22 protein-coding genes are annotated in these 21465 nt (G+C 71.8%); 1 reads left to right on the top strand and 21 read right to left on the bottom strand.

Annotation, left to right across the window (positions count from 1 at the left end; translation table 11 throughout):
- The 13 genes from ACFXPK_RS23230 to pyrR all read right to left on the bottom strand — a co-directional run.
- Positions 1–179 (bottom strand): S-adenosylmethionine synthetase N-terminal domain-containing protein (locus ACFXPK_RS23230; RefSeq protein WP_385078294.1); only part of this gene is annotated, 179 nt, incomplete at its 3' end.
- Positions 180–500: 321 nt separating this feature from the next.
- On the bottom strand, positions 501–1709 hold the full coding sequence (coaBC, locus tag ACFXPK_RS23235) for a bifunctional phosphopantothenoylcysteine decarboxylase/phosphopantothenate--cysteine ligase CoaBC (RefSeq protein WP_385078251.1): 1209 nt from the start codon (positions 1707–1709) through the stop codon (positions 501–503).
- Between the two features lie 146 nt (positions 1710–1855).
- Positions 1856–2128 (bottom strand): DNA-directed RNA polymerase subunit omega, encoded by a 273-nt coding sequence (gene rpoZ / locus ACFXPK_RS23240; RefSeq protein ID WP_003970369.1) that lies wholly within the window; start codon positions 2126–2128, stop codon positions 1856–1858.
- A gap of 141 nt (positions 2129–2269) precedes the next feature.
- Complete coding sequence (gene gmk, locus ACFXPK_RS23245; protein ID WP_385001891.1) at positions 2270–2833, bottom strand: guanylate kinase; 564 nt, start codon at positions 2831–2833, stop codon at positions 2270–2272.
- Positions 2834–2871: 38 nt separating this feature from the next.
- Entirely contained in the window at positions 2872–3195 is a 324-nt protein-coding gene (locus ACFXPK_RS23250; RefSeq protein ID WP_329828420.1) for an integration host factor, read from the bottom strand.
- A 233-nt stretch (positions 3196–3428) separates the two neighbouring features.
- The gene (gene pyrF, locus ACFXPK_RS23255) at positions 3429–4325 is read right to left on the bottom strand and encodes an orotidine-5'-phosphate decarboxylase (RefSeq protein ID WP_385078254.1); all 897 of its coding nucleotides are present in this window, start codon (positions 4323–4325) and stop codon (positions 3429–3431) included.
- Positions 4322–5467, bottom strand: a complete 1146-nt coding sequence (locus ACFXPK_RS23260; RefSeq protein WP_385078296.1) for a quinone-dependent dihydroorotate dehydrogenase — start codon at positions 5465–5467, stop codon at positions 4322–4324. The genes pyrF and ACFXPK_RS23260 overlap by 4 nt, the downstream gene beginning before the upstream one ends.
- A 14-nt stretch (positions 5468–5481) precedes the next feature.
- Positions 5482–8793 (bottom strand): carbamoyl-phosphate synthase large subunit, encoded by a 3312-nt coding sequence (carB, locus tag ACFXPK_RS23265; RefSeq protein WP_385001898.1) that lies wholly within the window; start codon positions 8791–8793, stop codon positions 5482–5484.
- The gene (gene carA, locus ACFXPK_RS23270; protein WP_385078257.1) at positions 8786–9931 is read right to left on the bottom strand and encodes a glutamine-hydrolyzing carbamoyl-phosphate synthase small subunit; all 1146 of its coding nucleotides are present in this window, start codon (positions 9929–9931) and stop codon (positions 8786–8788) included. Before carA ends, carB begins: the two co-directional genes overlap by 8 nt.
- The gene (locus tag ACFXPK_RS23275) at positions 9928–10524 is read right to left on the bottom strand and encodes a hypothetical protein (protein WP_385001904.1); all 597 of its coding nucleotides are present in this window, start codon (positions 10522–10524) and stop codon (positions 9928–9930) included. The genes carA and ACFXPK_RS23275 overlap by 4 nt, the downstream gene beginning before the upstream one ends.
- A complete protein-coding gene (locus tag ACFXPK_RS23280; protein ID WP_385001907.1) occupies positions 10521–11807 on the bottom strand; it encodes a dihydroorotase in 1287 nt (428 codons plus the stop codon). Before ACFXPK_RS23280 ends, ACFXPK_RS23275 begins: the two co-directional genes overlap by 4 nt.
- Before the next feature lie 2 nt (positions 11808–11809).
- Positions 11810–12847, bottom strand: coding sequence for an aspartate carbamoyltransferase catalytic subunit (locus ACFXPK_RS23285; protein ID WP_385001910.1), 1038 nt, complete (start codon positions 12845–12847; stop codon positions 11810–11812).
- Between the two features lie 91 nt (positions 12848–12938).
- Positions 12939–13556, bottom strand: a complete 618-nt coding sequence (gene pyrR / locus ACFXPK_RS23290; protein WP_385001914.1) for a bifunctional pyr operon transcriptional regulator/uracil phosphoribosyltransferase PyrR — start codon at positions 13554–13556, stop codon at positions 12939–12941.
- A gap of 309 nt (positions 13557–13865) precedes the next feature.
- Here pyrR and bldD point away from each other — a divergent pair, with 309 nt between their 5' ends.
- Positions 13866–14366 carry a transcriptional regulator BldD gene (gene bldD, locus ACFXPK_RS23295; protein ID WP_329828429.1) on the top strand — a complete coding sequence of 167 codons (501 nt, stop codon included), beginning with the start codon at positions 13866–13868 and terminating at the stop codon, positions 14364–14366.
- 186 nt (positions 14367–14552) lie between these two features.
- Here the strand turns inward: bldD and nusB are convergent, their stop codons facing one another.
- The 8 genes from nusB to aroC all read right to left on the bottom strand — a co-directional run bounded on the left by nusB (position 14553) and on the right by aroC (position 21303).
- Complete coding sequence (gene nusB / locus ACFXPK_RS23300) at positions 14553–14981, bottom strand: transcription antitermination factor NusB (RefSeq protein ID WP_385001917.1); 429 nt, start codon at positions 14979–14981, stop codon at positions 14553–14555.
- A gap of 2 nt (positions 14982–14983) precedes the next feature.
- A complete protein-coding gene (gene efp / locus ACFXPK_RS23305) occupies positions 14984–15550 on the bottom strand; it encodes an elongation factor P (protein ID WP_329828431.1) in 567 nt (188 codons plus the stop codon).
- A gap of 118 nt (positions 15551–15668) precedes the next feature.
- Positions 15669–16772 (bottom strand): aminopeptidase P family protein, encoded by a 1104-nt coding sequence (locus ACFXPK_RS23310; RefSeq protein WP_385001922.1) that lies wholly within the window; start codon positions 16770–16772, stop codon positions 15669–15671.
- Between the two features lie 83 nt (positions 16773–16855).
- Complete coding sequence (locus tag ACFXPK_RS23315; protein ID WP_385078263.1) at positions 16856–17863, bottom strand: AAA family ATPase; 1008 nt, start codon at positions 17861–17863, stop codon at positions 16856–16858.
- Between the two features lie 131 nt (positions 17864–17994).
- Positions 17995–18435, bottom strand: coding sequence for a type II 3-dehydroquinate dehydratase (gene aroQ, locus ACFXPK_RS23320; protein WP_385006715.1), 441 nt, complete (start codon positions 18433–18435; stop codon positions 17995–17997).
- A complete protein-coding gene (gene aroB / locus ACFXPK_RS23325; RefSeq protein ID WP_385006712.1) occupies positions 18432–19526 on the bottom strand; it encodes a 3-dehydroquinate synthase in 1095 nt (364 codons plus the stop codon). Before aroB ends, aroQ begins: the two co-directional genes overlap by 4 nt.
- Positions 19523–20122, bottom strand: coding sequence for a shikimate kinase (locus ACFXPK_RS23330; protein ID WP_385078266.1), 600 nt, complete (start codon positions 20120–20122; stop codon positions 19523–19525). Before ACFXPK_RS23330 ends, aroB begins: the two co-directional genes overlap by 4 nt.
- Positions 20119–21303 (bottom strand): chorismate synthase, encoded by a 1185-nt coding sequence (gene aroC, locus ACFXPK_RS23335; RefSeq protein WP_385078268.1) that lies wholly within the window; start codon positions 21301–21303, stop codon positions 20119–20121. The genes ACFXPK_RS23330 and aroC overlap by 4 nt, the downstream gene beginning before the upstream one ends.
- Between the last annotated feature and the right edge of the window lie 162 nt (positions 21304–21465).

The following is a 21465-nucleotide window of genomic DNA, read 5'->3' on the forward strand; positions in this document are numbered from 1 at the left end:
TTGGTGGTCACCTCGCCGGCGACATGCACCAGACCGGTGGTGATCAAGGTCTCCACGGCGACCCGGGAGGACGGGTCCTCCTGGAGGAGCGCGTCAAGAATGGTGTCGCTGATCTGGTCAGCGATCTTGTCGGGGTGACCTTCGGTCACGGACTCCGAGGTGAAGAGACGGCGGGACACATCGCTCCCTGAGGTTGCAGCGGCTGCTGGCTGATCATTGGCGGACCGTACGGGGCGCTGCACGCCCCGCGACGTTCCTCGACCACTTTATCGGTCGAATCGGGCCACGGGGGCAAGTGTCTCGATCTGTGGGAGCCCCCGGGGTCGCGGTCTCGCATTATGCGCCACGGTGATCGCCCCTGGCCAGAGCCCTGAGAGAGATGTGACGAAGGGCGCGAAAACGGCAAAGGGGAGAAAGAGGGACACAATGAAGAATTCATACGGCCGGAGGCCCGCCGCGGCCCGCCGTCGCCCGTCCCGTCCCCTCGGCCGCACCCGTTGTCATCCGGACACGAGCCGGGGCGCCACGAGGTCCCAGACGACATCCGCCAGGGCCTCCTTCGGACCGTACGGTACGGGCGTCTCGCCGCCGTCCGCCGCGAGGACGACCGCCTCGTTCTCCTCCGTGCCGAACACCTTGTGCTCCCCGACCTCGTTGACCACGAGGAGGTCGCATCCCTTGCGCCGCAGCTTCTGCCGGCCGTTGGCGAGGACGTCGTCCGTCTCCGCGGCGAAGCCGACGACCACCTGTCCGGGGCGGGCGCGCGTCGCGGACACCTCGGCGAGGATGTCCGGATTACGGACCAGGGCGACCGGCGCGGGCTCCTCCCCGTCCTTCTTCTTGATCTTCCCCTGAGCCTGCGCGGCGGGGCGGAAATCGGCCACGGCCGCCGCCATGACCACCGCGTCGGCCTCGGCGACCGCCTTCAGCACGGCTTCGCGGAGCTGGAGGGCCGTACCGACGTGGACCATGTCGACGCCTGCCGGGTCCGGCAGCCCCGTGTTCGCCTCGACGAGCGTGACCCTGGCGCCCCGCGCCACGGCCGTACGGGCCAGGGCGTACCCCTGCTTGCCGGAGGAGCGGTTGCCCAGAAAGCGGACCGGGTCGAGCGGCTCACGCGTCCCCCCGGCACTGATCACCACATGGCGTCCCGCCAGATCGGGTACGGGGACGCCACGGGCCAGGGTCCGGCGGCACAGCTCGAAGATCTCACCCGGGTCCGGCAGCCGTCCCTTGCCGGTGTCGGCGCCGGTGAGGCGGCCCACGGCGGGTTCGATCACGACGGCGCCCCGGGCGCGCAGCGTCGCGACGTTCTCCTGGGTGGCGGGGTGCTCCCACATCTCGGTGTGCATGGCGGGCGCGAAGACGACCGGACAGCGGGCCGTGAGGAGCGTGTTGGTCAGCAGGTCGTCGGCGAGGCCGTGCGCCGCCTTCGCGAGCAGGTCGGCGGTGGCCGGGGCGACCACGACCAGGTCGGCGCTCTGCCCGATCCGCACATGGGGCACCTCGTGGACGTCGGACCAGACCTCGGTGGAGACCGGGTGGCCCGAGAGCGCCGACCAGGTCGCCGCCCCCACGAAGTGGAGCGCGGACGCGGTCGGTACGACCCGTACGTCATGGCCCGACTCGGTCAGCCGGCGCAGCAGCTCGCACGCCTTGTACGCGGCGATGCCCCCGGCGACCCCCAGAACGACCTTCGGCTTCTCCACCGTGTCTCTCCCCTCCGCTGCACCGAAACCGGCCGGAGCCGGCCGTGCGGGGTGTCCCGCACGATCGTGACAGCTCCCATGACACACCACAGGCCCGGCAGTCGCGCTGCCGGGCCTGTGGTGAGAAAGCGGGTGCCGTGGGACGCCTACTGGGCGGGGCCCTCGATGGCCTCGGAGGTCAGCAGGCCCGCGTTGATCTCGCGCAGGGCGATCGAGAGCGGCTTCTCGTGGACGTGGGTGTCCACCAGCGGACCGACGTACTCGAGCAGGCCCTCACCGAGCTGCGAGTAGTACGCGTTGATCTGGCGCGCGCGCTTGGCCGCGTAGATCACGAGGCTGTACTTCGAGTCCGTGGCCTCGAGCAGCTCATCGATCGGCGGGTTGATGATGCCCTCGGGCGTGGTGATGGAAGAGGACACTCTCTTGCCTTCCGAAGAAAATTCAGGGAAAAACAGGGTTCTGCGTACTGCCGTACCCCGTGGACCGGGGAGTTCCCGTGGACCGGCGGTTTCGCGCCGTCCCGGCGTGCCGGGCGGTCCCTGAGGACAGCACACAAAAGATCATGCAACTGCCATCAAGGCTAGCAGCTCGCGCGAGACGTCCTCGACCGAGGTGTTGACCAGGGTCGTGTCGAACTCCGACTCCGCGGCCAGCTCCACCTTCGCGGCGGCCAGCCTGCGCTCGATCACCTCGGCCGATTCCGTGCCCCGGCCGGTGAGCCGGCGTACCAGCTCGTCCCAGCTCGGCGGGGCCAGGAAGACCAGCCGGGAGTCCGGCATGGACTCCTTGACCTGCCGGGCCCCCTGGAGGTCGATCTCCAGGAGTACGGGCTCCCCCGCGGCCAGCCGGTCCAGGACCGCCTGTCGGGGGGTCCCGTACCGGTTGCCCGCGAACTCCGCCCATTCCAGCAGTTCTCCGTTGGCCACCGACTTGTCGAACTCGTCGTCGGTGACGAAGAAGTACTGGACCCCGTGACGCTCGCCGGGGCGCGGCTTTCTCGTGGTGGCCGACACCGAGAGCCATACCTCGGGGTGGACCTTGCGCATATGGGCGACGACCGTGCTCTTGCCGACCCCGGAGGGGCCGGAGAGCACGGTCAGCCGCGGTCGTACGTCTGCTGCCATGCGGCGATTATCCAGGTTCCCGGGGGTGTCCGGAAACGTCAGGCGCCGCCACCGCCGAACTCGCGCTCCAGGGACGCGATCTGATTGGAGCCAAGACCCCGCACGCGGCGGCTCTCGGAGATCCCGAGCCGCTCCATGATCTGCTTGGCACGGACCTTGCCCACGCCGGGCAGCGACTCCAGGAGGGCGGAGACCTTCATCTTCCCGATGACGTCGTTCTCCTGACCCTGCTTGATCACGTCATGGAGCGAAGCGCCGGAATGCTTGAGTCGATTCTTGACCTCGGCCCGCTCCCGGCGAGCCGCGGCGGCCTTTTCGAGCGCGGCTGCGCGCTGTTCAGGGGTAAGGGGCGGAAGAGCCACGCCTACGTCACCTCGGATGTCGAACTGTCGGATACGGACCGGTGCGGAACCTCATCGCCCCACACCAGGCGAGCAACGGGCAACGAACTGCGCGTTGGCTCTCGACGGAGACTAGCGGCCAAGTCCGTCCGAGTCAGCGAGAACAGACGAAAAGTCCTGGTCAGCATCGACCAGGGGTGACATTTTGGTCATTTTGCCCAACTTTTTGGACAGGAAGCCGCTCATTGCCTCCGTCACCTGTCCGCCGTGCCCCCGCCGACAGCCGTTCTCACCTCGTCCGCGAAGCGGTCGGCGGCCTTCCGCAGGGCCCGTACGTCGGGACCGTGACGCAGAACACCCCGGCTGACGCTCGGTACGACGTTCCCGACCGCCGCGCCGAAGACGGCGGGCAGATCGGCGGGCGTCGCGCCCTGCGCGCCGATCCCCGGGGCCAGCAGCGGCCCGTTGATCGCGAGGTCCACCACGTCCCCGAGGTCCCCGAGAGTGGCCCCCACGACCGCGCCGACCGAGCCGAGCGGCCGCGCGCCCGCGTTCTCGGCGGCCATGTGGTCGAGCATGAGCCGCGCGAGCGGGCGCCCGTCGGCGGCGGTGGCCCGCTGCACCTCGGCGCCCTCCGGGTTGGAGGTCAGCGCCAGGACGAAGACCCCGCAGCCGGCCGCCGAGGCCGCGTCCAGCGCCGGACGCAGCGAGCCGAAGCCCAGGTACGGGGAGAGCGTCACGGCGTCCGAGAAGAGCGGTGAGGCCGGATCCAGATAGGTCGCCGCGTACGCGCCCATCGTGGAGCCGATGTCGCCCCGCTTGGCGTCCATCAGGACCAGCGCCCCGGCCTCCCGCGCCTCCGCGACGGCCTTCTCCAGGACGGCGATGCCGCGCGAGCCGAAGCGCTCGAAGAACGCCGACTGCGGCTTGAGCACGGCGACCCGGTCGGCCAGCGCCTCCACCGTCGTGCGGGTGAACCGCTCCAGGCCCGCGACGTCGTCGTCGAGCCCCCAGTCGGTGAGGAGCGAGCCGTGCGGGTCGATGCCCACGCAGAGCGGGCCGCGGTCGTCCATCGCCCGGCGCAGCCGCGCGCCGAAGGGGGCCGCGGAAGGCGTGGAAGGCGTGGGTCCCGCGAGGTTCCACGCGCTCATGCGTCGGCCTTCTTCCGGCTCTCGGGGCCCCCGGTGGACCGCGTGGCCGCGCCCACGGCCTCGGCGAGCGTGGCGTACGGGGAGAGCGCGAGCCGCGCCGCGAGCCCCTTGTGGATCTCTCGGCTCCAGAACGGGCCCCGGTAGACGAACGCGCTGTACCCCTGGACGAGCGTGGCACCGGCCAGGATGCGCTGCCAGGCGTCCTCGGCGTCCTCCACGCCCCCGACGCCCACCAGGGTGATCCGGTCGCCCACACGCGCGTACAGGCGGCTCAGCACCTCCAGCGAGCGCTCCTTGAGCGGCGCGCCGCTCAGTCCGCCGGTCTCGGCGGTCAGGGCGGGGTCCGACGTGAGGCCCAGGCTCTCGCGGGCGATGGTGGTGTTGGTGGCGATGATGCCGTCCAGGCCCAGCTCCACGGCCAGGTCGGCGACGGCGTCGACGTCCTCGTCCGCGAGATCGGGCGCGATCTTGACCAGGAGCGGGACGCGCCGCCGGGTGACGGTGCGGTCGGCGGCCTCGCGTACGGCGGTGAGCAGCGGCCTGAGCTGGTCGACGGCCTGGAGGCTGCGCAGCCCGGGGGTGTTGGGCGAGCTGACGTTGACCACGAGGTAGTCGGCGTGGCGGGCCAGCCGCTCCGTGGAGAGCACGTAGTCGGCGACGGCTTCACTCTCGGGGACGACCTTGGTCTTGCCGATGTTGACGCCGACGGTCGTCCTGAAGACGGGCCCGCGCGCCGTACGGGCCGCGAGGCGCTCCGCCACGGCGGCGGAGCCCTCGTTGTTGAAGCCCATGCGGTTGATCAGCGCCCGGTCCGGGACGAGCCGGAAGAGCCGCTGCTTCGGGTTGCCGGACTGCGGTTCGCCGGTGACGGTGCCGATCTCGACATGGTCGAAACCGGCCATCGCCAGGCCGTCGATGCCCACGGCGTTCTTGTCGAACCCCGCGGCGAGCCCGAAGGGGCCGTGCATGCGCAGCCCGAACGCCTCCGTGCGCAGCTCCGCGAAGCGGGGGGCGAGCGCGGCGGCGGCGAAGGTGCGCAGGCCGGGGACGCGGGCGGCCAGCCGGATCCACCGGAAGGCCAGGTGGTGCGCCTGTTCGGGGTCCATCCGCCGGAAGACCAGCCGGAAGAGAATCCGGTACATCGTGTCCATGCGGCTCAGTCCTCGCGCGCAGCGGTGAGGTGCTCCGCGTGCTCCTGGAGGGAGCGGACGCCGACGTCGCCGTGCTTCAGGGCGTCGATGCCCTGGACGGCGGCGGCCAGCGCCTGGACCGTCGTGAGGCAGGGGACGCCGCGGGCCACGGCCGCCGTACGGATGTCGTAGCCGTCGAGCCGGCCGCCGGTGCCGTACGGGGTGTTGACGATGAGGTCGACTCCCCCCTCGTGGATGAGCTGGACGATGGTCTTCTCGCCGTCCGGGCCCTCGCCCTCGAACTGCTTGCGTACGACGGTCGCCTTGATGCCGTTGCGCTTGAGGACCTCGGCGGTGCCCGAGGTGGCCAGCAGCTCGAAGCCGTGGGCGACCAGCTCGCGCGCCGGGAAGATCATCGAGCGCTTGTCGCGGTTGGCGACGGAGATGAAGGCGCGGCCCTTGACGGGCAGCGGGCCGTACGCGCCGGCCTGGGACTTGGCGTACGCCGTGCCGAAGGCCGAGTCGATGCCCATGACCTCGCCGGTGGAGCGCATCTCCGGGCCGAGGACGGTGTCGACGCCGCGTCCGTGGATGTCGCGGAAGCGCGACCACGGCATCACGGCCTCCTTGACGGAGATCGGCGCGTCGAGCGGCAGCGTGCCGCCGTCGCCCTGCGCGGGCAGCAGCCCCTCCGCGCGCAGCTCCGCGACGGTGGCGCCGAGCGAGATGCGGGCGGCGGCCTTCGCGAGCGGTACGGCGGTCGCCTTCGAGGTGAAGGGGACGGTACGGGAGGCGCGCGGGTTGGCCTCCAGGACGTAGAGGATGTCGCCGGCCATCGCGAACTGGATGTTGATCAGTCCGCGCACGCCCACCCCCTTGGCGATGGCCTCCGTGGAGGCGCGCAGCCGCTTGATGTCGAAGCCGCCGAGGGTGATGGGCGGCAGGGCGCACGCCGAGTCGCCGGAGTGGATGCCGGCCTCCTCGATGTGCTCCATGACGCCGCCGAGGTACAGCTCCGTACCGTCGTAGAGCGCGTCCACGTCGATCTCGATGGCGTCGTCGAGGAAACGGTCCACCAGGACCGGGCGGGTGGGACTGATCTCGGTGGACTCGGCGATGTACGAGGAGAGCCGGGTCTCGTCGTAGACGATCTCCATACCGCGTCCGCCGAGGACGTACGAGGGCCGTACGAGGACCGGGTAGCCGATCTCGTCGGCGATCGCCTTGGCCTCGGCGAAGGTGGTGGCGGTGCCGTGCTTGGGCGCGGGCAGGCCGGCCTCGGCGAGGACGCGGCCGAAGGCGCCGCGGTCCTCGGCGGCGTGGATCGCCTCGGGGGGCGTGCCGACGACGGGGACGCCGTTGTCCTTGAGGGCCTGGGCGAGGCCCAGCGGGGTCTGGCCGCCGAGCTGGACGACGACGCCCGCGATCGGGCCCGCGAGGGTCTCGGCGTGCACGATCTCCAGGACGTCCTCCAGGGTGAGCGGCTCGAAGTAGAGCCGGTCGGAGGTGTCGTAGTCGGTGGAGACGGTCTCCGGGTTGCAGTTGACCATGACGGTCTCGTACCCGGCGTCGCTCAGCGCGAAGGAGGCGTGGACGCAGGAGTAGTCGAACTCGATGCCCTGGCCGATCCGGTTGGGCCCGGAGCCGAGGATGATCACGGCGGGCTTCTCGCGGGGCGCGACCTCGCTCTCCTCGTCGTACGAGGAGTAGAAGTACGGGGTCTTCGCGGCGAACTCGGCGGCGCAGGTGTCCACCGTCTTGTAGACGGGGCGTACGCCGAGGGCGTGCCTGACCTCGCGGACGACGTCCTCGCGCAGCCCGCGGATCGCGGCGATCTGGGCGTCGGAGAAGCCGTGGCGCTTGGCCTCGGCGAGCAGGTCGGGGTCGAGCCGTTCGGCGGCGGCCAGCTCGTCCGCGTACTCCTTGATCAGGAAGAGCTGGTCGACGAACCAGGGGTCGATCTTCGTGGCGTCGAAGACCTCCTCGGGGGTGGCCCCGGCCCTGATGGCCCGCATGACGGTGTTGATCCGGCCGTCGGTGGGGACCTTCGCGGTCTCCAGCAGCTCGGCGAGGTCGCCCGGGTCCCCGGTGAAGGCGAACTGGCTGCCGGCCTTCTCCAGCGAGCGCAGCGCCTTCTGGAGCGCCTCGGTGAAGTTGCGGCCGATGGCCATGGCCTCGCCGACGGACTTCATGGTGGTGGTGAGGCTGGCGTCGGCGGCCGGGAACTTCTCGAAGGCGAACCGGGGCACCTTGACGACGACGTAGTCGAGCGTGGGCTCGAAGGACGCCGGGGTCTTCTCGGTGATGTCGTTGGGGATCTCGTCCAGCGTGTAGCCGACGGCGAGCCGGGCGGCGATCTTGGCGATCGGGAAGCCGGTGGCCTTGGAGGCGAGCGCGGAGGAGCGGGAGACGCGCGGGTTCATCTCGATGACGATGACGCGGCCGTCGTCCGGGTTGATCGCGAACTGGATGTTGCAGCCGCCGGTGTCGACGCCGACCTCGCGGATCACGGCGATGCCGACGTCCCGCAGGATCTGGTACTCGCGGTCGGTGAGCGTCATCGCGGGCGCGACGGTGATCGAGTCGCCGGTGTGCACGCCCATCGGGTCGAAGTTCTCGATGGAGCAGACGACCACGACGTTGTCGTGCTTGTCGCGCATCAGCTCCAGCTCGTACTCCTTCCAGCCGAGGATGGACTCCTCCAGGAGCACCTCGGTGGTCGGCGAGAGCATCAGGCCCTGTCCGGCGATCCGGCGCAGGTCCTCCTCGGTGTGGGCGAAGCCGGAGCCGGCGCCGCCCATGGTGAAGGAGGGGCGGACGACGACGGGGTAGCCGCCGAGCGTGTCGACACCGGCGAGGACGTCGTCCATGGAGTGGCAGATGACCGAGCGGGCGGACTCGCCGTGGCCGATCTTCTCGTGGACGGCCTTTACGACGCCCTTGAAGAGGTCGCGGTCCTCGCCCTTGTTGATGGCCTCGACGTTGGCGCCGATCAGTTCGACGCCGTACTTGTCGAGGGTGCCCGCGCCGTGCAGCGAGATCGCCGTGTTCAGCGCGGTCTGGCCGCCGAGGGTGGGCAGCAGCGCGTCGGGGCGCTCCTTCGCGATGATCTTCTCGACGTACTCGGGGGTGATCGGCTCGACGTACGTGGCGTCGGCGATCTCCGGGTCCGTCATGATCGTGGCGGGGTTGGAGTTGACCAGGATGACGCGCAGGCCCTCGGACCTGAGCACGCGGCACGCCTGGGTACCGGAGTAGTCGAATTCAGCGGCCTGGCCGATGACGATCGGTCCTGAACCGATGACCAGGACGGACTGGATATCGGTGCGCTTAGGCACGCTGGTCCTCCATCAGGGAAACGAAGCGGTCGAAGAGGTACGCGGCGTCGTGCGGGCCGGCGGCCGCCTCGGGGTGGTACTGGACGCTGAAGACCGGCCGGTCGAGCAGCCTGAGCCCTTCGACCACGTTGTCGTTGAGGCAGACGTGGGAGACCTCGGCGCGGCCGTAGGGGGTGTCGGTGACCCGGTCGAGCGGGGCGTCGACGGCGAACCCGTGGTTGTGGGCGGTCACCTCGACCTTGCCGGTGGTCCGGTCCTGCACGGGCTGGTTGATGCCGCGGTGGCCGTACTTCAGCTTGTACGTGCCGAAGCCGAGCGCGCGGCCGAGGAGCTGGTTGCCGAAGCAGATGCCGAAGAGCGGCGTACCGCGCTCCAGCACGCCCCGGACGACGGTGAGGTCGGCGGTGGCGGGGTCGCCGGGCCCGTTGGAGAGGAAGACCCCGTCGGGCGCGGTCGCGTACACCTCGTCCAGCGTGGCGGTGGCGGGCAGCACGTGCACCTCGATGCCGCGCTGGGCCATCCGGTGCGGGGTCATGCCCTTGATGCCGAGGTCGAGCGCGGCGACGGTGAAGCGCTTCGCGCCGATCGCGGGGACGACGTACGGCTGCTCGGTGGCGACCTCCGCGGAGAGGTCGGCGCCGGTCATCTCCGGGGCCTGCCGGACCCGGGCGAGCAGCGCCGCCTCGTCGGCCAGGGACTCCCCGGAGAAGATGCCGACGCGCATGGCGCCGCGCTCGCGGAGGTGGCGGGTGAGGGCGCGGGTGTCGACGCCGCTGATGCCGACGACGCCCTGGGCGACCAGTTCCTCGTCGAGGGAGCGGCGCGAGCGCCAGTTGGACGGGGTGCGCGCGGGGTCCCGTACGACGTAGCCGGAGACCCAGATCCGCCGGGACTCGGGGTCCTCGTCGTTCACGCCGGTGTTCCCGATGTGCGGGGCGGTCATCACGACGACCTGGCGGTGGTACGACGGGTCGGTGAGGGTCTCCTGGTAGCCGGTCATACCGGTGGAGAAGACGGCCTCTCCGAAGGTCTCCCCCACGGCCCCGTAGGCGCGGCCGCGGAAGGTGCGGCCGTCCTCCAGGACGAGTACGGCGGGAGACGCCTTTACGCGGGCGGTTCCCCGGGTGGAGGTGGTCATCGTGCGGGGCCTTCCGTAGTGCTGGTGTGGTGCGTGGTGAGGGGCCGGCTCATGGAGTTGACGGCCTCGACCCAGGCGGCGTGTTCGGCCGAGCGGTCCGAGCGGAAGCCGGAGTCGATCAGGCGGTCCCCGTGCTCCCAGGTGACGATCAGCAGCCCGCCCTCGGCGAGGACCTTGCCCGCGATGCCCTTGTCGAGCCGGGCCTCGCGCAGCCGCTCCGCCGGTACGAAGAAGTCGTTCGCGCCGGGGCGTACGACGTCGAGCCCGGCGTCGGTGAGCGTCAGCTCCACGCGGCTGCGGGCGCCGAGGCCGTGGGCGACGATCCGGTCGAGCCACTGACCGGCGGTCGTGGACCCGTGGTAGCGGCCCGCCATCGTCAGTCTCGCCTCGCCGGGGTCGGCCGGCCCGGTCGGCAGCTCGGGCAGGTCCGACTGGAGGCTGCCGCGCCACTTCCAGCCCTGGCGCATCAGCCAGTACACGAGGACGACGAAGAGCAGCAGTCCGGCCACCCAGCCGATCCGGGCGGCCCAGTCGGTCACGTCCGCCGATTTCTGTTCGGCGGCCAGTGGAAGCAGAAGGTTCGCAGTTCTCACGCCAGATTCCCGTCGACGACCGTGGCACGGCCCCGCAGGAAGGTGTGGGTCACGCGTCCCGGCAGCTCACGCCCCTCGTAGGGGGTGTTACGGCTGCGGGAGGCGAATCCCGCGGGGTCCACGGCTCCACGGTATGCCGGATCGACCAGGGTGAGGTTGGCGGGCTCGCCTGCCGAGACGGGACGGCCATGCCCTTCGAGACGGCCGATGCGCGCCGGGCGGAACGACATCCGGTCGGCGACGCCCGCCCAGTCCAGCAGTCCGGTGTCGACCATCGTCTCCTGGACCACCGACAGGGCGGTCTCCAGACCGACCATGCCCATGGCCGCGGCGGCCCACTCGCAGTCCTTGTCCTCGTGCGGGTGGGGCGCGTGGTCGGTGGCGACGCAGTCGATCGTGCCGTCCGCCAGGGCGGCGCGCAGGGCGAGGACGTCGGCCTCGGTGCGCAGCGGCGGGTTCACCTTGTAGACGGGGTTGTACGACCGTACGAGTTCGTCGGTGAGGAGGAGGTGGTGCGGGGTGACCTCGGCGGTGACGTCCCACCCCTTGGACTTCGCCCAGCGGACCAGCTCGACCGAGCCCGCGGTGGAGAGGTGGCAGATGTGCACGCGGGAGCCGACGTGCGCGGCGAGCAGCACGTCGCGCGCGATGATCGACTCCTCGGCGACGGCGGGCCAGCCGCCGAGGCCCAGCTCCGCGGAGACGACGCCCTCGTTCATCTGGGCGCCCTCGGTGAGCCGCGGCTCCTGGGCGTGCTGGGCGACGACGCCGTCGAACGCCTTCACGTACTCCAGTGCCCTGCGCATGATCACCGCGTCGTCGACGCACTTGCCGTCGTCGGAGAAGACCCGGACGCCCGCGGCGGAGTCGTTCATGGCGCCCAGTTCGGCGAGGTGCTTGCCCTCCAGGCCGACGGTGACGGCGCCGACCGGCTGCACGTCGCAGTAGCCGGACTCCTTGCCGAGCCGCCAGACCTGCTCGACCACGCCGGCCGTGTCGGCGACGGGGAAGGTGTTGGCCATGGCGTGGACGGCGGTGAAGCCGCCGATCGCGGCGGCCTTCGTGCCGGTCAGAACGGTCTCGGAGTCCTCGCGGCCGGGCTCGCGCAGATGGGTGTGGAGGTCGACCAGGCCGGGCAGCAGGATCTGCCCGGCGGCCTCCACGACGGTGGCGTCCGCGGCGTCCAGGCCGGTGCCCACCGCCTCGATCACCTCGCCGTCGATCAGTACGTCCTGGACGTCACCGCCGAGCACCTGGGCGCCCCGGATCAGGATCTTGCTCATGGTTACTTGTTCTCCTCGGGTGACGGGCGGGACGGCTCGGGGGCCGGGCGGGACGTGGTGACGGCGGGCTCGTTGCCGCCCAGCAGCAGGTAGAGCACGGCCATCCGGATGGAGACGCCGTTGGCGACCTGCTCGACGGCCGTGCAGCGGTCGGAGTCGGCGACCTCGGCGGTGATCTCCATGCCGCGGTTCATGGGGCCGGGGTGCATGACGACGGAGTCGCCGGGCATCCGGCGCATCCGCTCGCCGTCCAGGCCGTAGCGCCGGGAGTACTCGCGCTCGGTCGGGAAGAAGGCGGCGTTCATCCGCTCGCGCTGCACCCGCAGCATCATCACGGCGTCGGACGTGGGCAGCACCCGGTCCAGGTCGTAGCTGACCTCGCAGGGCCAGTGCTCGACGCCGATCGGTACGAGGGTGGGCGGCGCGACGACCGTGACCCGGGCGCCGAGCGTGTGGAGCAGCAGGACGTTGGAGCGGGCGACGCGGCTGTGCAGCACGTCGCCGACGATGGTGACCCGCCGCCCTGCCAGGTCGCGGCCGATGCCCTCGTCGGCGCCGACGAGCCTGCGGCGCAGGGTGAAGGCGTCGAGGAGGGCCTGGGTCGGGTGTTCGTGGGTGCCGTCGCCCGCGTTGACGACCGCGCCGTCGATCCAGCCGGAGGTGGCGAGGCGGTACGGGGCGCCGGAGGCGCCGTGCCGGATGACGACGGCGTCGGCGCCCATCGCCTCCAGGGTGAGCGCGGTGTCCTTGAGCGATTCGCCCTTGGAGACGGACGAGCCCTTCGCCGAGAAGTTGATCACGTCGGCGGAGAGGCGCTTGGCGGCGGCCTCGAAGGAGATCCGGGTGCGGGTCGAGTCCTCGAAGAAGAGGTTGACGACGGTACGGCCGCGCAGGGTGGGGAGTTTCTTGATGGGCCGGTCGGCGACCCGGGCCATCTCCTCGGCGGTGTCGAGGATCAGCACGGCGTCGTCGCGGCTGAGGTCGGCGGCGGAGATCAGGTGGCCGGGTGTGCGGGGGTTCGCCCCGGGAAGACGCAGCATCGGAAAGAGCGCTCCGGATGTGGTGGGGTGTGCGGGCGTGCGGGCGCGCTGAGGCAGCCGTACGGGGTGGAACGGCGTACGGGCGGGTCAGCTACCGCTCGCCGGACGCGGCGGGCCGCTGGAGGCCGAGCAGCACGGTGTCGCGGCCGTCCTCCTCCGCGAGCTGGACCTTGACCGTCTCCCGCAGCGAGGTGGGGAGGTTCTTGCCGACGTAGTCGGCGCGGATCGGCAGCTCGCGGTGGCCGCGGTCGACGAGGACGGCGAGCTGGACGGCGCGCGGGCGGCCGATGTCGCCGAGCGCGTCGAGGGCGGCGCGGATGGTGCGGCCGGAGAAGAGCACGTCGTCGACGAGGACGACCAGCCGTCCGTCGACACCGTCCCCGGGGATGTCGGTGCGGGCCAGCGCGCGGGCGGGCCGCAGCCGCAGGTCGTCGCGGTACATGGTGATGTCGAGGGAGCCGACCGGGATGGTGCGGCCGGTGATCTCGGCGAGCTTTCCGGCGAGCCGGCGGGCCAGGAAGACCCCGCGGGTCGGAATGCCGAGGAGCACCACGTCGTCGGCGCCCTTGGCGCGTTCGACGATCTCGTGGGCGATACGGGTCAGGACCCGCGCGATGTCGGGGGCCTCCAGGACCGGGCGGGCCGCACCGGGTCCGGCCGTCGTGTCCGTGCCGCTCGCGTCGCCGCTCACGTTCTTGCTTGCGTCCATAAGAAACGGACCTCCTTCTCCGCCTCACGGGACGGACCTTAAAGGACGTCGGAAATGCCAGAAACCCAGAAACTACGCCACTCAGGCTAGCAGGGGGTCCGCGGCGCATTCGGTGCCACCCCCGTCCCGACCGGCCCGCGGACCGTGCGGGCGCGGTACGGACGGCGGTACGGAGCGCGGTACGGAGGCCGGTACGGACCCCGGTACGGCTCCCCCGGCTTGACGCATCCAAGTAACGCTGCGTAACCTCACAGTGAGTCACCAGCCACGCGGCGGAGCCGCACGATGTTCCAGCGTCCGGGGAGCTATATGTCCAGCGAATACGCAAAGCAGCTCGGGGCCAAACTCCGCGCCATCCGCACCCAGCAGGGCCTTTCTCTCCACGGTGTGGAGGAGAAGTCCCAGGGCCGCTGGAAGGCCGTCGTGGTGGGTTCGTACGAGCGGGGAGACCGCGCCGTCACGGTGCAGCGCCTCGCCGAGCTGGCGGACTTCTACGGCGTCCCGGTGCAGGAGCTTCTTCCCGGCACGACGCCCGGGGGCGCCGCCGAGCCGCCGCCGAAGCTCGTTCTCGACCTGGAGCGCCTGGCCCACGTGCCGCAGGAGAAGGCCGGCCCGCTCCAGCGGTACGCGGCGACGATCCAGAGCCAGCGGGGCGACTACAACGGCAAGGTGCTGTCGATCCGCCAGGACGACCTGCGCACCCTGGCGGTCATCTACGACCAGTCGCCGTCCGTCCTGACCGAGCAGCTCATCAGCTGGGGTGTGCTCGACGCGGACGCGCGGCGCGCGGTCGCGCACGACGAGAGCTGACCGCCCCGCGGGCCTGCCCCGCGGATCGGCAGAAACGTCACCTCCCGGAGGGCGGTCCCGTACACGCGTACGGGGCCGCCCTCCGGCGCGTCCGGCATCCCGCGCGCCGGGTCCGGAGACACGGACGCCCTCACGTACCGGGCGGGCACGAATGCTCCCGTCCGGCGCGTGAGGGCGGACCGCCGCTCAGGCGCGGCGCAGACTCGGCTTGAGGTCCTTGAAGCGGCTGAGAAGGCCGTTCACGAACGACGGGGACTCGTCGGTGGAGAACTCCTTGGCGAGCTGGACCGCCTCGTCGATCGCCACGGCGTCCGGGGTCCCGTCCATCCAGATCAGTTCGTACGTACCGAGCCGGACGATGTTGCGGTCGGCCACCGGCATCCGGTCGAGGTCCCAGTCCACCGCGTAGGTGGCGATGAGTTCGTCGATACGGGCCACGTGCTCCGCGTATCCCTCGACCAGTTCCATCGTGAACTCGCTGACGGGCGGCTGCCGGTCGTCGGAGCGGGAGTGCCTGATCCAGTCCGCGAGAACGTTCTGTACGGACGTACCGCGCTGATCGGCCTCGAAGAGGATCTGGAACGCGCGCTTACGGGCATTGCTCCTGGCAGCCACGGTTAGCTGTTCACCCGGCCGAGGTAGTCGCCCGTACGGGTGTCGACCTTGATCTTCTCGCCGGTGGTGATGAAGAGCGGGACACCGATCTCGTAACCGGTCTCCAGCGTCGCCGGCTTGGTGCCGCCGGTGGAGCGGTCGCCCTGGACGCCCGGGTCGGTGTGCTGGATGACCAGCTCGACCGCGGCCGGCAGCTCGACGTAGAGCACCTCGCCCTCGTGCGTGGCGACGGTGGCGGTGAAGCCCTCGATCAGGAAGTTCGCCGCGTCACCGACCGACTTGCGGTCGATCATGAGCTGGTCGTACGTGCTCATGTCCATGAAGACGAAGTACTCGCCGTCCATGTACGAGAACTGCATGTCGCGGCGGTCGACGGTGGCCACCTCGACCTTCACGCCGGCGTTGAAGGTCTTGTCGACGACCTTGCCGGAGAGCACGTTCTTGAGCTTGGTGCGCACAAAGGCCGGGCCCTTGCCGGGCTTGACGTGCTGGAACTCGACGACGGACCAGAGCTGGCCTCCGTCGAGCTTGAGCACCAGGCCGTTCTTGAGGTCGTTCGTGGAAGCCACGGTTGCGGAATCTCCTGGACTGAAAGCAGGTGGACGACCGAGGGCCGCGCGCCGCCCCGGCGGATACCTGGGCGACACCCGGGCCATGGCGCGGGCGGTGCCCGGCACCGGCACCGGACTAGAGCGCGAGCAGCTCCTTGGTCGTGATGGTGAGTAGCTCGGGTCCGCCGTCCGCCTCGGGGCGGACGACGAGCGTGTCATCGATCCGGACACCGCCCCGGCCCGGGAGGTGGACCCCCGGTCCGACGGTGACCGGCACACAAGCGTCCAGTTTACCCATGGCCGCGGGGGCGAGCTGCGGGTCCTCGTCGATTTCCAGTCCGACCCCGTGTCCCGTACGGGGTGCGAGCCCCTCGCCGTGGCCCGCGGCCTCCAGCGGATGACGCGTCGCGCGGTCCACGTCGCGGTAGCCCGCGCCCGGCACCAGCCCCTCCCGACCTGCCCGTTGTGCCGCGAAGACCAGCTCGTACAGCTCGATCTGCCAGTCGGCGGGCGACGTTCCGATGACGAACGTCCGGCCGATGAGACAGCGGTATCCGCGGTAGTCGGCGCCGAGACCGACGGAGAGGAAATCACCCTCCTCGACCCGGCGGTCCGAGGGACGGTGCCCGGGGCGGCCCGAGTGCGGTCCGGTGGCCACGACGGTCGGGAAGGCCGGGCCGTCGGCGCCGTGGTCGACGAGGCGCCGCTCCAGCTCCAGCGCGAGATGCCGCTCCGTGCGGCCCACCAGGATCGACTCCAGCAGCTCCCCCAGCGCGTGGTCGGCGATCTCGGCGGCGATCCGCAGACAGGCGATCTCCGCCTCGTCCTTGACGATCCGCTGCTGCTCCACGGCGCAGCCGAGGTCCGTGAGGCGCAGCCCCGGCACGACGGCGCCGATGGCCCGGTGGCGGGCGACGGTGAGGTGGTGCTCCTCGACGGCGAGCGAACCGGCGGACGACGGGGTGAGGATCCCCGCGGCGGCCACGACCGGGTCCCCGCTGATGGGGACGGCGGTGAGACGCAGCCGTTCGTCGATCCCCTCCGGCCCCTCGTGGCCGGGGGTACGGGGGCAGAGCAGGGTGTCGTCGTCGTGCGGGCCGAGCAGCAGCACGGCGCCCGGCGGCGCCCCGCCCGCGAGGTAGCGGACGTTGGCGGGCCGGGAGACCAGGGCCGCCGGGTTGCCCGCGGCGGCGCACCGGTCACGCAGCCGCGCGCGGCGGACCGCATACACGTCTGACATGACCCGAGCGTACGAGTGGCCGCCTCACCCGGCCGGTTCAGCGCGTCCGACCGGGGAACCGCCCTGGCCCCCGGGGTGTCCGGCTACCAGCTCGGCGGGGAGGCCAGCGCACGGGCCAGGACGTCGTCCAGGACCCGGGCGGTGGTCTCCACGTCGTACTTGGAGTTGTCGATGATGGGCAGCCCCGAGCCGTACCAGCCGGCCATCCGGCCGTGGATGCCCGCGACCTCCTCGTCCGCCAGCCGGCGGTTGCCGCTGCGCTCGGCGTTGCGCTCCAGGACGATCTCCAGCCCGGGGAGCAGGACGACCGGCAGCAGGCCGGGGCCCACATGGCGCTTCCAGCCGCCGAGTCCGACGACCGGGCGGTCCGGGAAGACCGCGTCGTCGAGGATGCAGGAGATGCCGTTGGCGAGGAAGTTGCGGGCGGCGAAGCCGCAGGTGCGGCGGGCCAGCCGGTACTGCGCCTCGGAGTGGTCGTTCCAGCCGGACTGCGGGTCGGCGAATCCCGCGCAGACCCATTCGCGCACGTCGTCCAGGCTGATGTGCGCGGTGGGCACCCGGCGGCTGCTCGCCCAGTGCCGGGCGACGGTGGTCTTGCCCGCGCCGGCGGGGCCGATCAGCAGGACGGCGAGGGTAGCGGTGCCCGTGCCGCTGTCGGCGGGGCGCGCGGCGGGTACCGGTACGGGGCCGCCGGGCGGGAGCTGGACATGTCCGGTGAAGTCGGGGGCGGCCTGCCCGGCCGGTCCGCCGGGCGGCGGCACCGGGGGGTGTCCGTGCTCCTGTGCGGGCCCGTGCGCCGGCCCGGGGTGCTGCCCCGGGGGCTGAGGCGGCCCGGGGGGCACGGGAGGCCCTGAGGGCCGGGGAGGGCCGGGAGGCTGGTGGGACCCCTGGACCGGCTGCGGCACGAGCGGCGCCTGTGGTCCGTGTGGTCCGTGTGGTCCGTGTGGTCCGTGCTGGCCCTGTGGTCCGTGCTGGCCGGGAGGCTGGTGCGCGCCGTGCGCCTGAGGTACGCCCGGTGCCGGGGGCGCCCATCCGGTTCCGTGCCCCGGTCCCTGGGGAGGCGGCAACGGAGCCCCCACTGAGTGCTGCATCCGGTGCCACTCCGTCTCGTACGACTGACGCTGGTCGGCGGCCCCCGCGGGCCGCGCTACCGAACGGTACCGCCCCCGGCCGTCCCCGTGGGAACGGCCGGGATGCCTGGGGAGCGCCGGGTGGCGCCCCGTCAGGCGGTCAGCTCCTCCGCGAGCGCGCGCAGCGCGAGCCGGTACGAGCCGATGCCGAAGCCCGCGACCGTACCACTGGCGACGGCCGCGACCACCGAGGTGTGCCGGAACTCCTCGCGCGCGTACGGGTTCGAGAGGTGCACCTCGATCAGCGGCGCGGTGCGCTGCGCCGCCGCGTCCCGCATCGCGTACGAGTAGTGGGTGAACGCGCCCGGGTTGAGGACGACCGGCAGGGCGCCGTCCGCGGCCTCGTGGAGCCAGCGGATCAGCTCGCCCTCGTCGTTGGTCTCCCGTACGTCGACGTCGAGCCCCAGCTCCTTGCCGAGCGTCCGGCAGACGTCGACCAGCCCGGCGTACGAGGTCGCGCCGTACACGTCGGGTTCGCGCGAGCCGAGGCGGCCCAGGTTGGGTCCGTTGAGGACGAGGACCCGTCGGGTCACGCCGACACCTCCCCGTAGGCGGCGAGCAGCACCGCCGGGTCCGGGCCCTCCAGCACGGTCGGCTTGCCGAGGCCGTCGAGCACGATGAAGCGCAGCAGGTCGCCGCGGGACTTCTTGTCGACCTTCATGGTCTCCAGCAGCTTGGGCCACTGGTCGCCGCGGTAGGTCAGCGGGAGGCCGACGGACTCCAGGACGGCGCGGTGCCGGTCGGCGGTCGCGTCGTCGAGCCGGCCGGCCAGCCGCCCCAGTTCGGCGGCGAAGACCATGCCGACGGAGACGGCGGCGCCGTGCCGCCACTTGTAGCGCTCGTTCTTCTCGATGGCGTGCGCCAGGGTGTGGCCGTAGTTCAGGATCTCCCGGAGACCGGACTCCTTGAGGTCGTTGGAGACGACCTCGGCCTTGACCCGGATGGAACGCTCGATCAGCTCGGAGGTGTGCGGTCCCGACGGCGTGCGGGCGCCCTCCGGGTCGGCCTCGACCAGCTCCAGGATGGCCGGGTCCGCGATGAACCCCGCCTTGATGATCTCCGCCATGCCGCTGACGTAGTCGTGGACGCCCAGGGAGTCCAGCGCGGCGAGGTCGCAGAGCACCCCGGCGGGCGGGTGGAAGGCGCCGACGAGGTTCTTGCCCTCGGCGGTGTTGATGCCCGTCTTGCCGCCCACGGCCGCGTCGACCATGGCGAGCACGGTCGTCGGTACGGCGATCCAGCGCACCCCGCGCAGCCAGGTCGCGGCGACGAACCCGGCCAGGTCGGTGGTGGAGCCACCACCCACGCCGATGATCACATCGCTCCGGGTGAAGCCGGTCTGTCCGAGCGCCTTCCAGCAGTACGCGGCGACCTCGGCGGTCTTCGCCTCCTCCGCGTTCGGCACCTGGATCGCGACGGCCTCGTACCCCTGCTCGGCGAGGTCCGCGCGCAGCGCCTCGCCGGTGTCCGCCAGCGCCTCGGGGTGGATGACGGCGATCCGCCGGACCCGCGGCCCGATCAGGGTGGGCAGCTCCCCGAGGAGCTGCCGTCCGACCAGTACCTCGTACGGGTCGTGTCCCGCCGTGCCGCCGACCTGGATACGGGTGACTGCCTGCTCCGTCATACGGGGTTCTCCTTGCCGGGGATCGTGCCGGGGATCCTGAGCTGGTCCGCCGGAGGAGGGGTCAGCTCCAGCGCGTCGAGGACGGCGTCCACGACCTCTTCGGGCGTGCGGTCGTCGGTGGCGACGGAGACCCGGGCCACCTCCGTGTACAGGTGGCGGCGTCCCTCCATCAGCAGCTTCCACTGCTGGCGGGGGTTGACGGCCAGCAGCGGGCGGGCCGTGTTCAGCCCGGTCCGCCGGGCCGCCTCGGCGACCTCCATCGAGAGATAGGCGACCGGCAGCCCGGTCAGCGCCGCGCGGGTGGCCTCGTCGAGGATCGCGCCGCCGCCGAGGGCGAGGACTCCGGTGTGCTCCGCGAGGGCGCGCCGTACCGCCGCGCGCTCCAGCTCGCGGAAGTGCGTCTCGCCCTCGTCCACGAAGATCTCGGCGATGGACCGTCCCTGGTCGGCGACGATGTCGGCGTCGCTGTCGCGGAAGGCCGTGCCGAGCCGGGCGGCGAGCAGTTCACCGACGGTGGACTTGCCGACGCCCATGGGGCCGACGAGCACGACGGCCGGTCCGTCCGCCGGCCCGCCGGCCGGGTCCTGGGCGCTCATCGGATGCGGAGGTTGTCGAGGTACGAGTCCACGTTGCGGCGGGTCTCGGTGACGCTGTCGCCGCCGAACTTCTCCGCGACCGCGTCCGCGAGGGTCAGCGCGACCATGGCCTCGGCGACGATCCCGGCGGCCGGCACGGCGCACACGTCGGAGCGCTGGTGGTGGGCGCTGGTCACCTCGCCGGTGGCCACGTCGACGGTGGCCAGCGCGCGCGGCACCGTCGCGATCGGCTTCATCGCGGCCCGTACGCGCAGCAGCTCACCGGTGGTCAGCCCGCCCTCGGTGCCGCCGGAGCGGCCGGAGGAGCGCCGGATGCCGTCCGGGGTCGGGACGATCTCGTCGTGCGCCTTCGAGCCCGGCACCCGGGCGAGCCCGAAGCCGTCGCCGACCTCGACGCCCTTGATGGCCTGGATGCCCATGAGCGCGGCGGCGAGCCGGGCGTCGAGCCTGCGGTCCCAGTGGACGTGGGAGCCGAGCCCGACCGGCACGCCGTACGCCAGCACCTCGACGACCCCGCCGAGGGTGTCGCCGTCCTTGTGGGCCTGGTCGATCTCCGCGACCATCGCCTTGCTGGCGTCGGCGTCCAGGCAGCGCACCGGGTCCGCGTCGAGCTTCGCCACGTCGGACGGCTCCGGGAGGACGCCGTACGGGGCCTTCGCCGCGGCCAGCTCGACGACATGGGAGACGATCTCGATCCCGGCCGTCTCCTTCAGGTACGAGCGGGCCACCGCGCCGAGCGCGACACGTGCCGCGGTCTCCCGGGCGCTGGCGCGCTCCAGGACGGGCCGGGCCTCGTCGAAGCCGTACTTCTGCATGCCGGCGAGGTCCGCGTGGCCGGGCCGGGGGCGGGTCAGCGGCGCGTTCCTGGCGAGCTGGGCCAGCTCGGCGGGGTCGACCGGATCGGCCGACATGACCTGCTCCCACTTGGGCCACTCGGTGTTGCCCACCATGATCGCGACGGGCGAGCCCATGGTCAGGCCGTGGCGTACCCCGCCGAGGAAGGTGATCTCGTCCTGCTCGAACTTCATCCGAGCACCGCGGCCGTAGCCGAGGCGGCGCCGGGCCAGGTGGTCCGCCACCATCTCCGTGGTGATGGGGACCCCGGCGGGAAGACCCTCCAGCGTCGCCACGAGTGCGGGTCCGTGGGACTCCCCCGCGGTCAGCCAGCGCAACCTGCTCAACGGTGCTCCTCATACTCGCGCCTGGGACGACAGCGGCGCGACCGGGTGCGCGGCCCTGGCCCGCCATGTCCGATTCTCCCACGGCGGGGATCAGCGGCGGGCAGCGGTCCGCGGGGCGGGGGGGCGCCGCCCGCGGCGGGGGGGGGGGCGGGGTGGGGGGGG

This window comes from Streptomyces sp. NPDC059142, assembly GCF_042755665.1.
Taxonomy (GTDB): domain Bacteria; phylum Actinomycetota; class Actinomycetes; order Streptomycetales; family Streptomycetaceae; genus Streptomyces.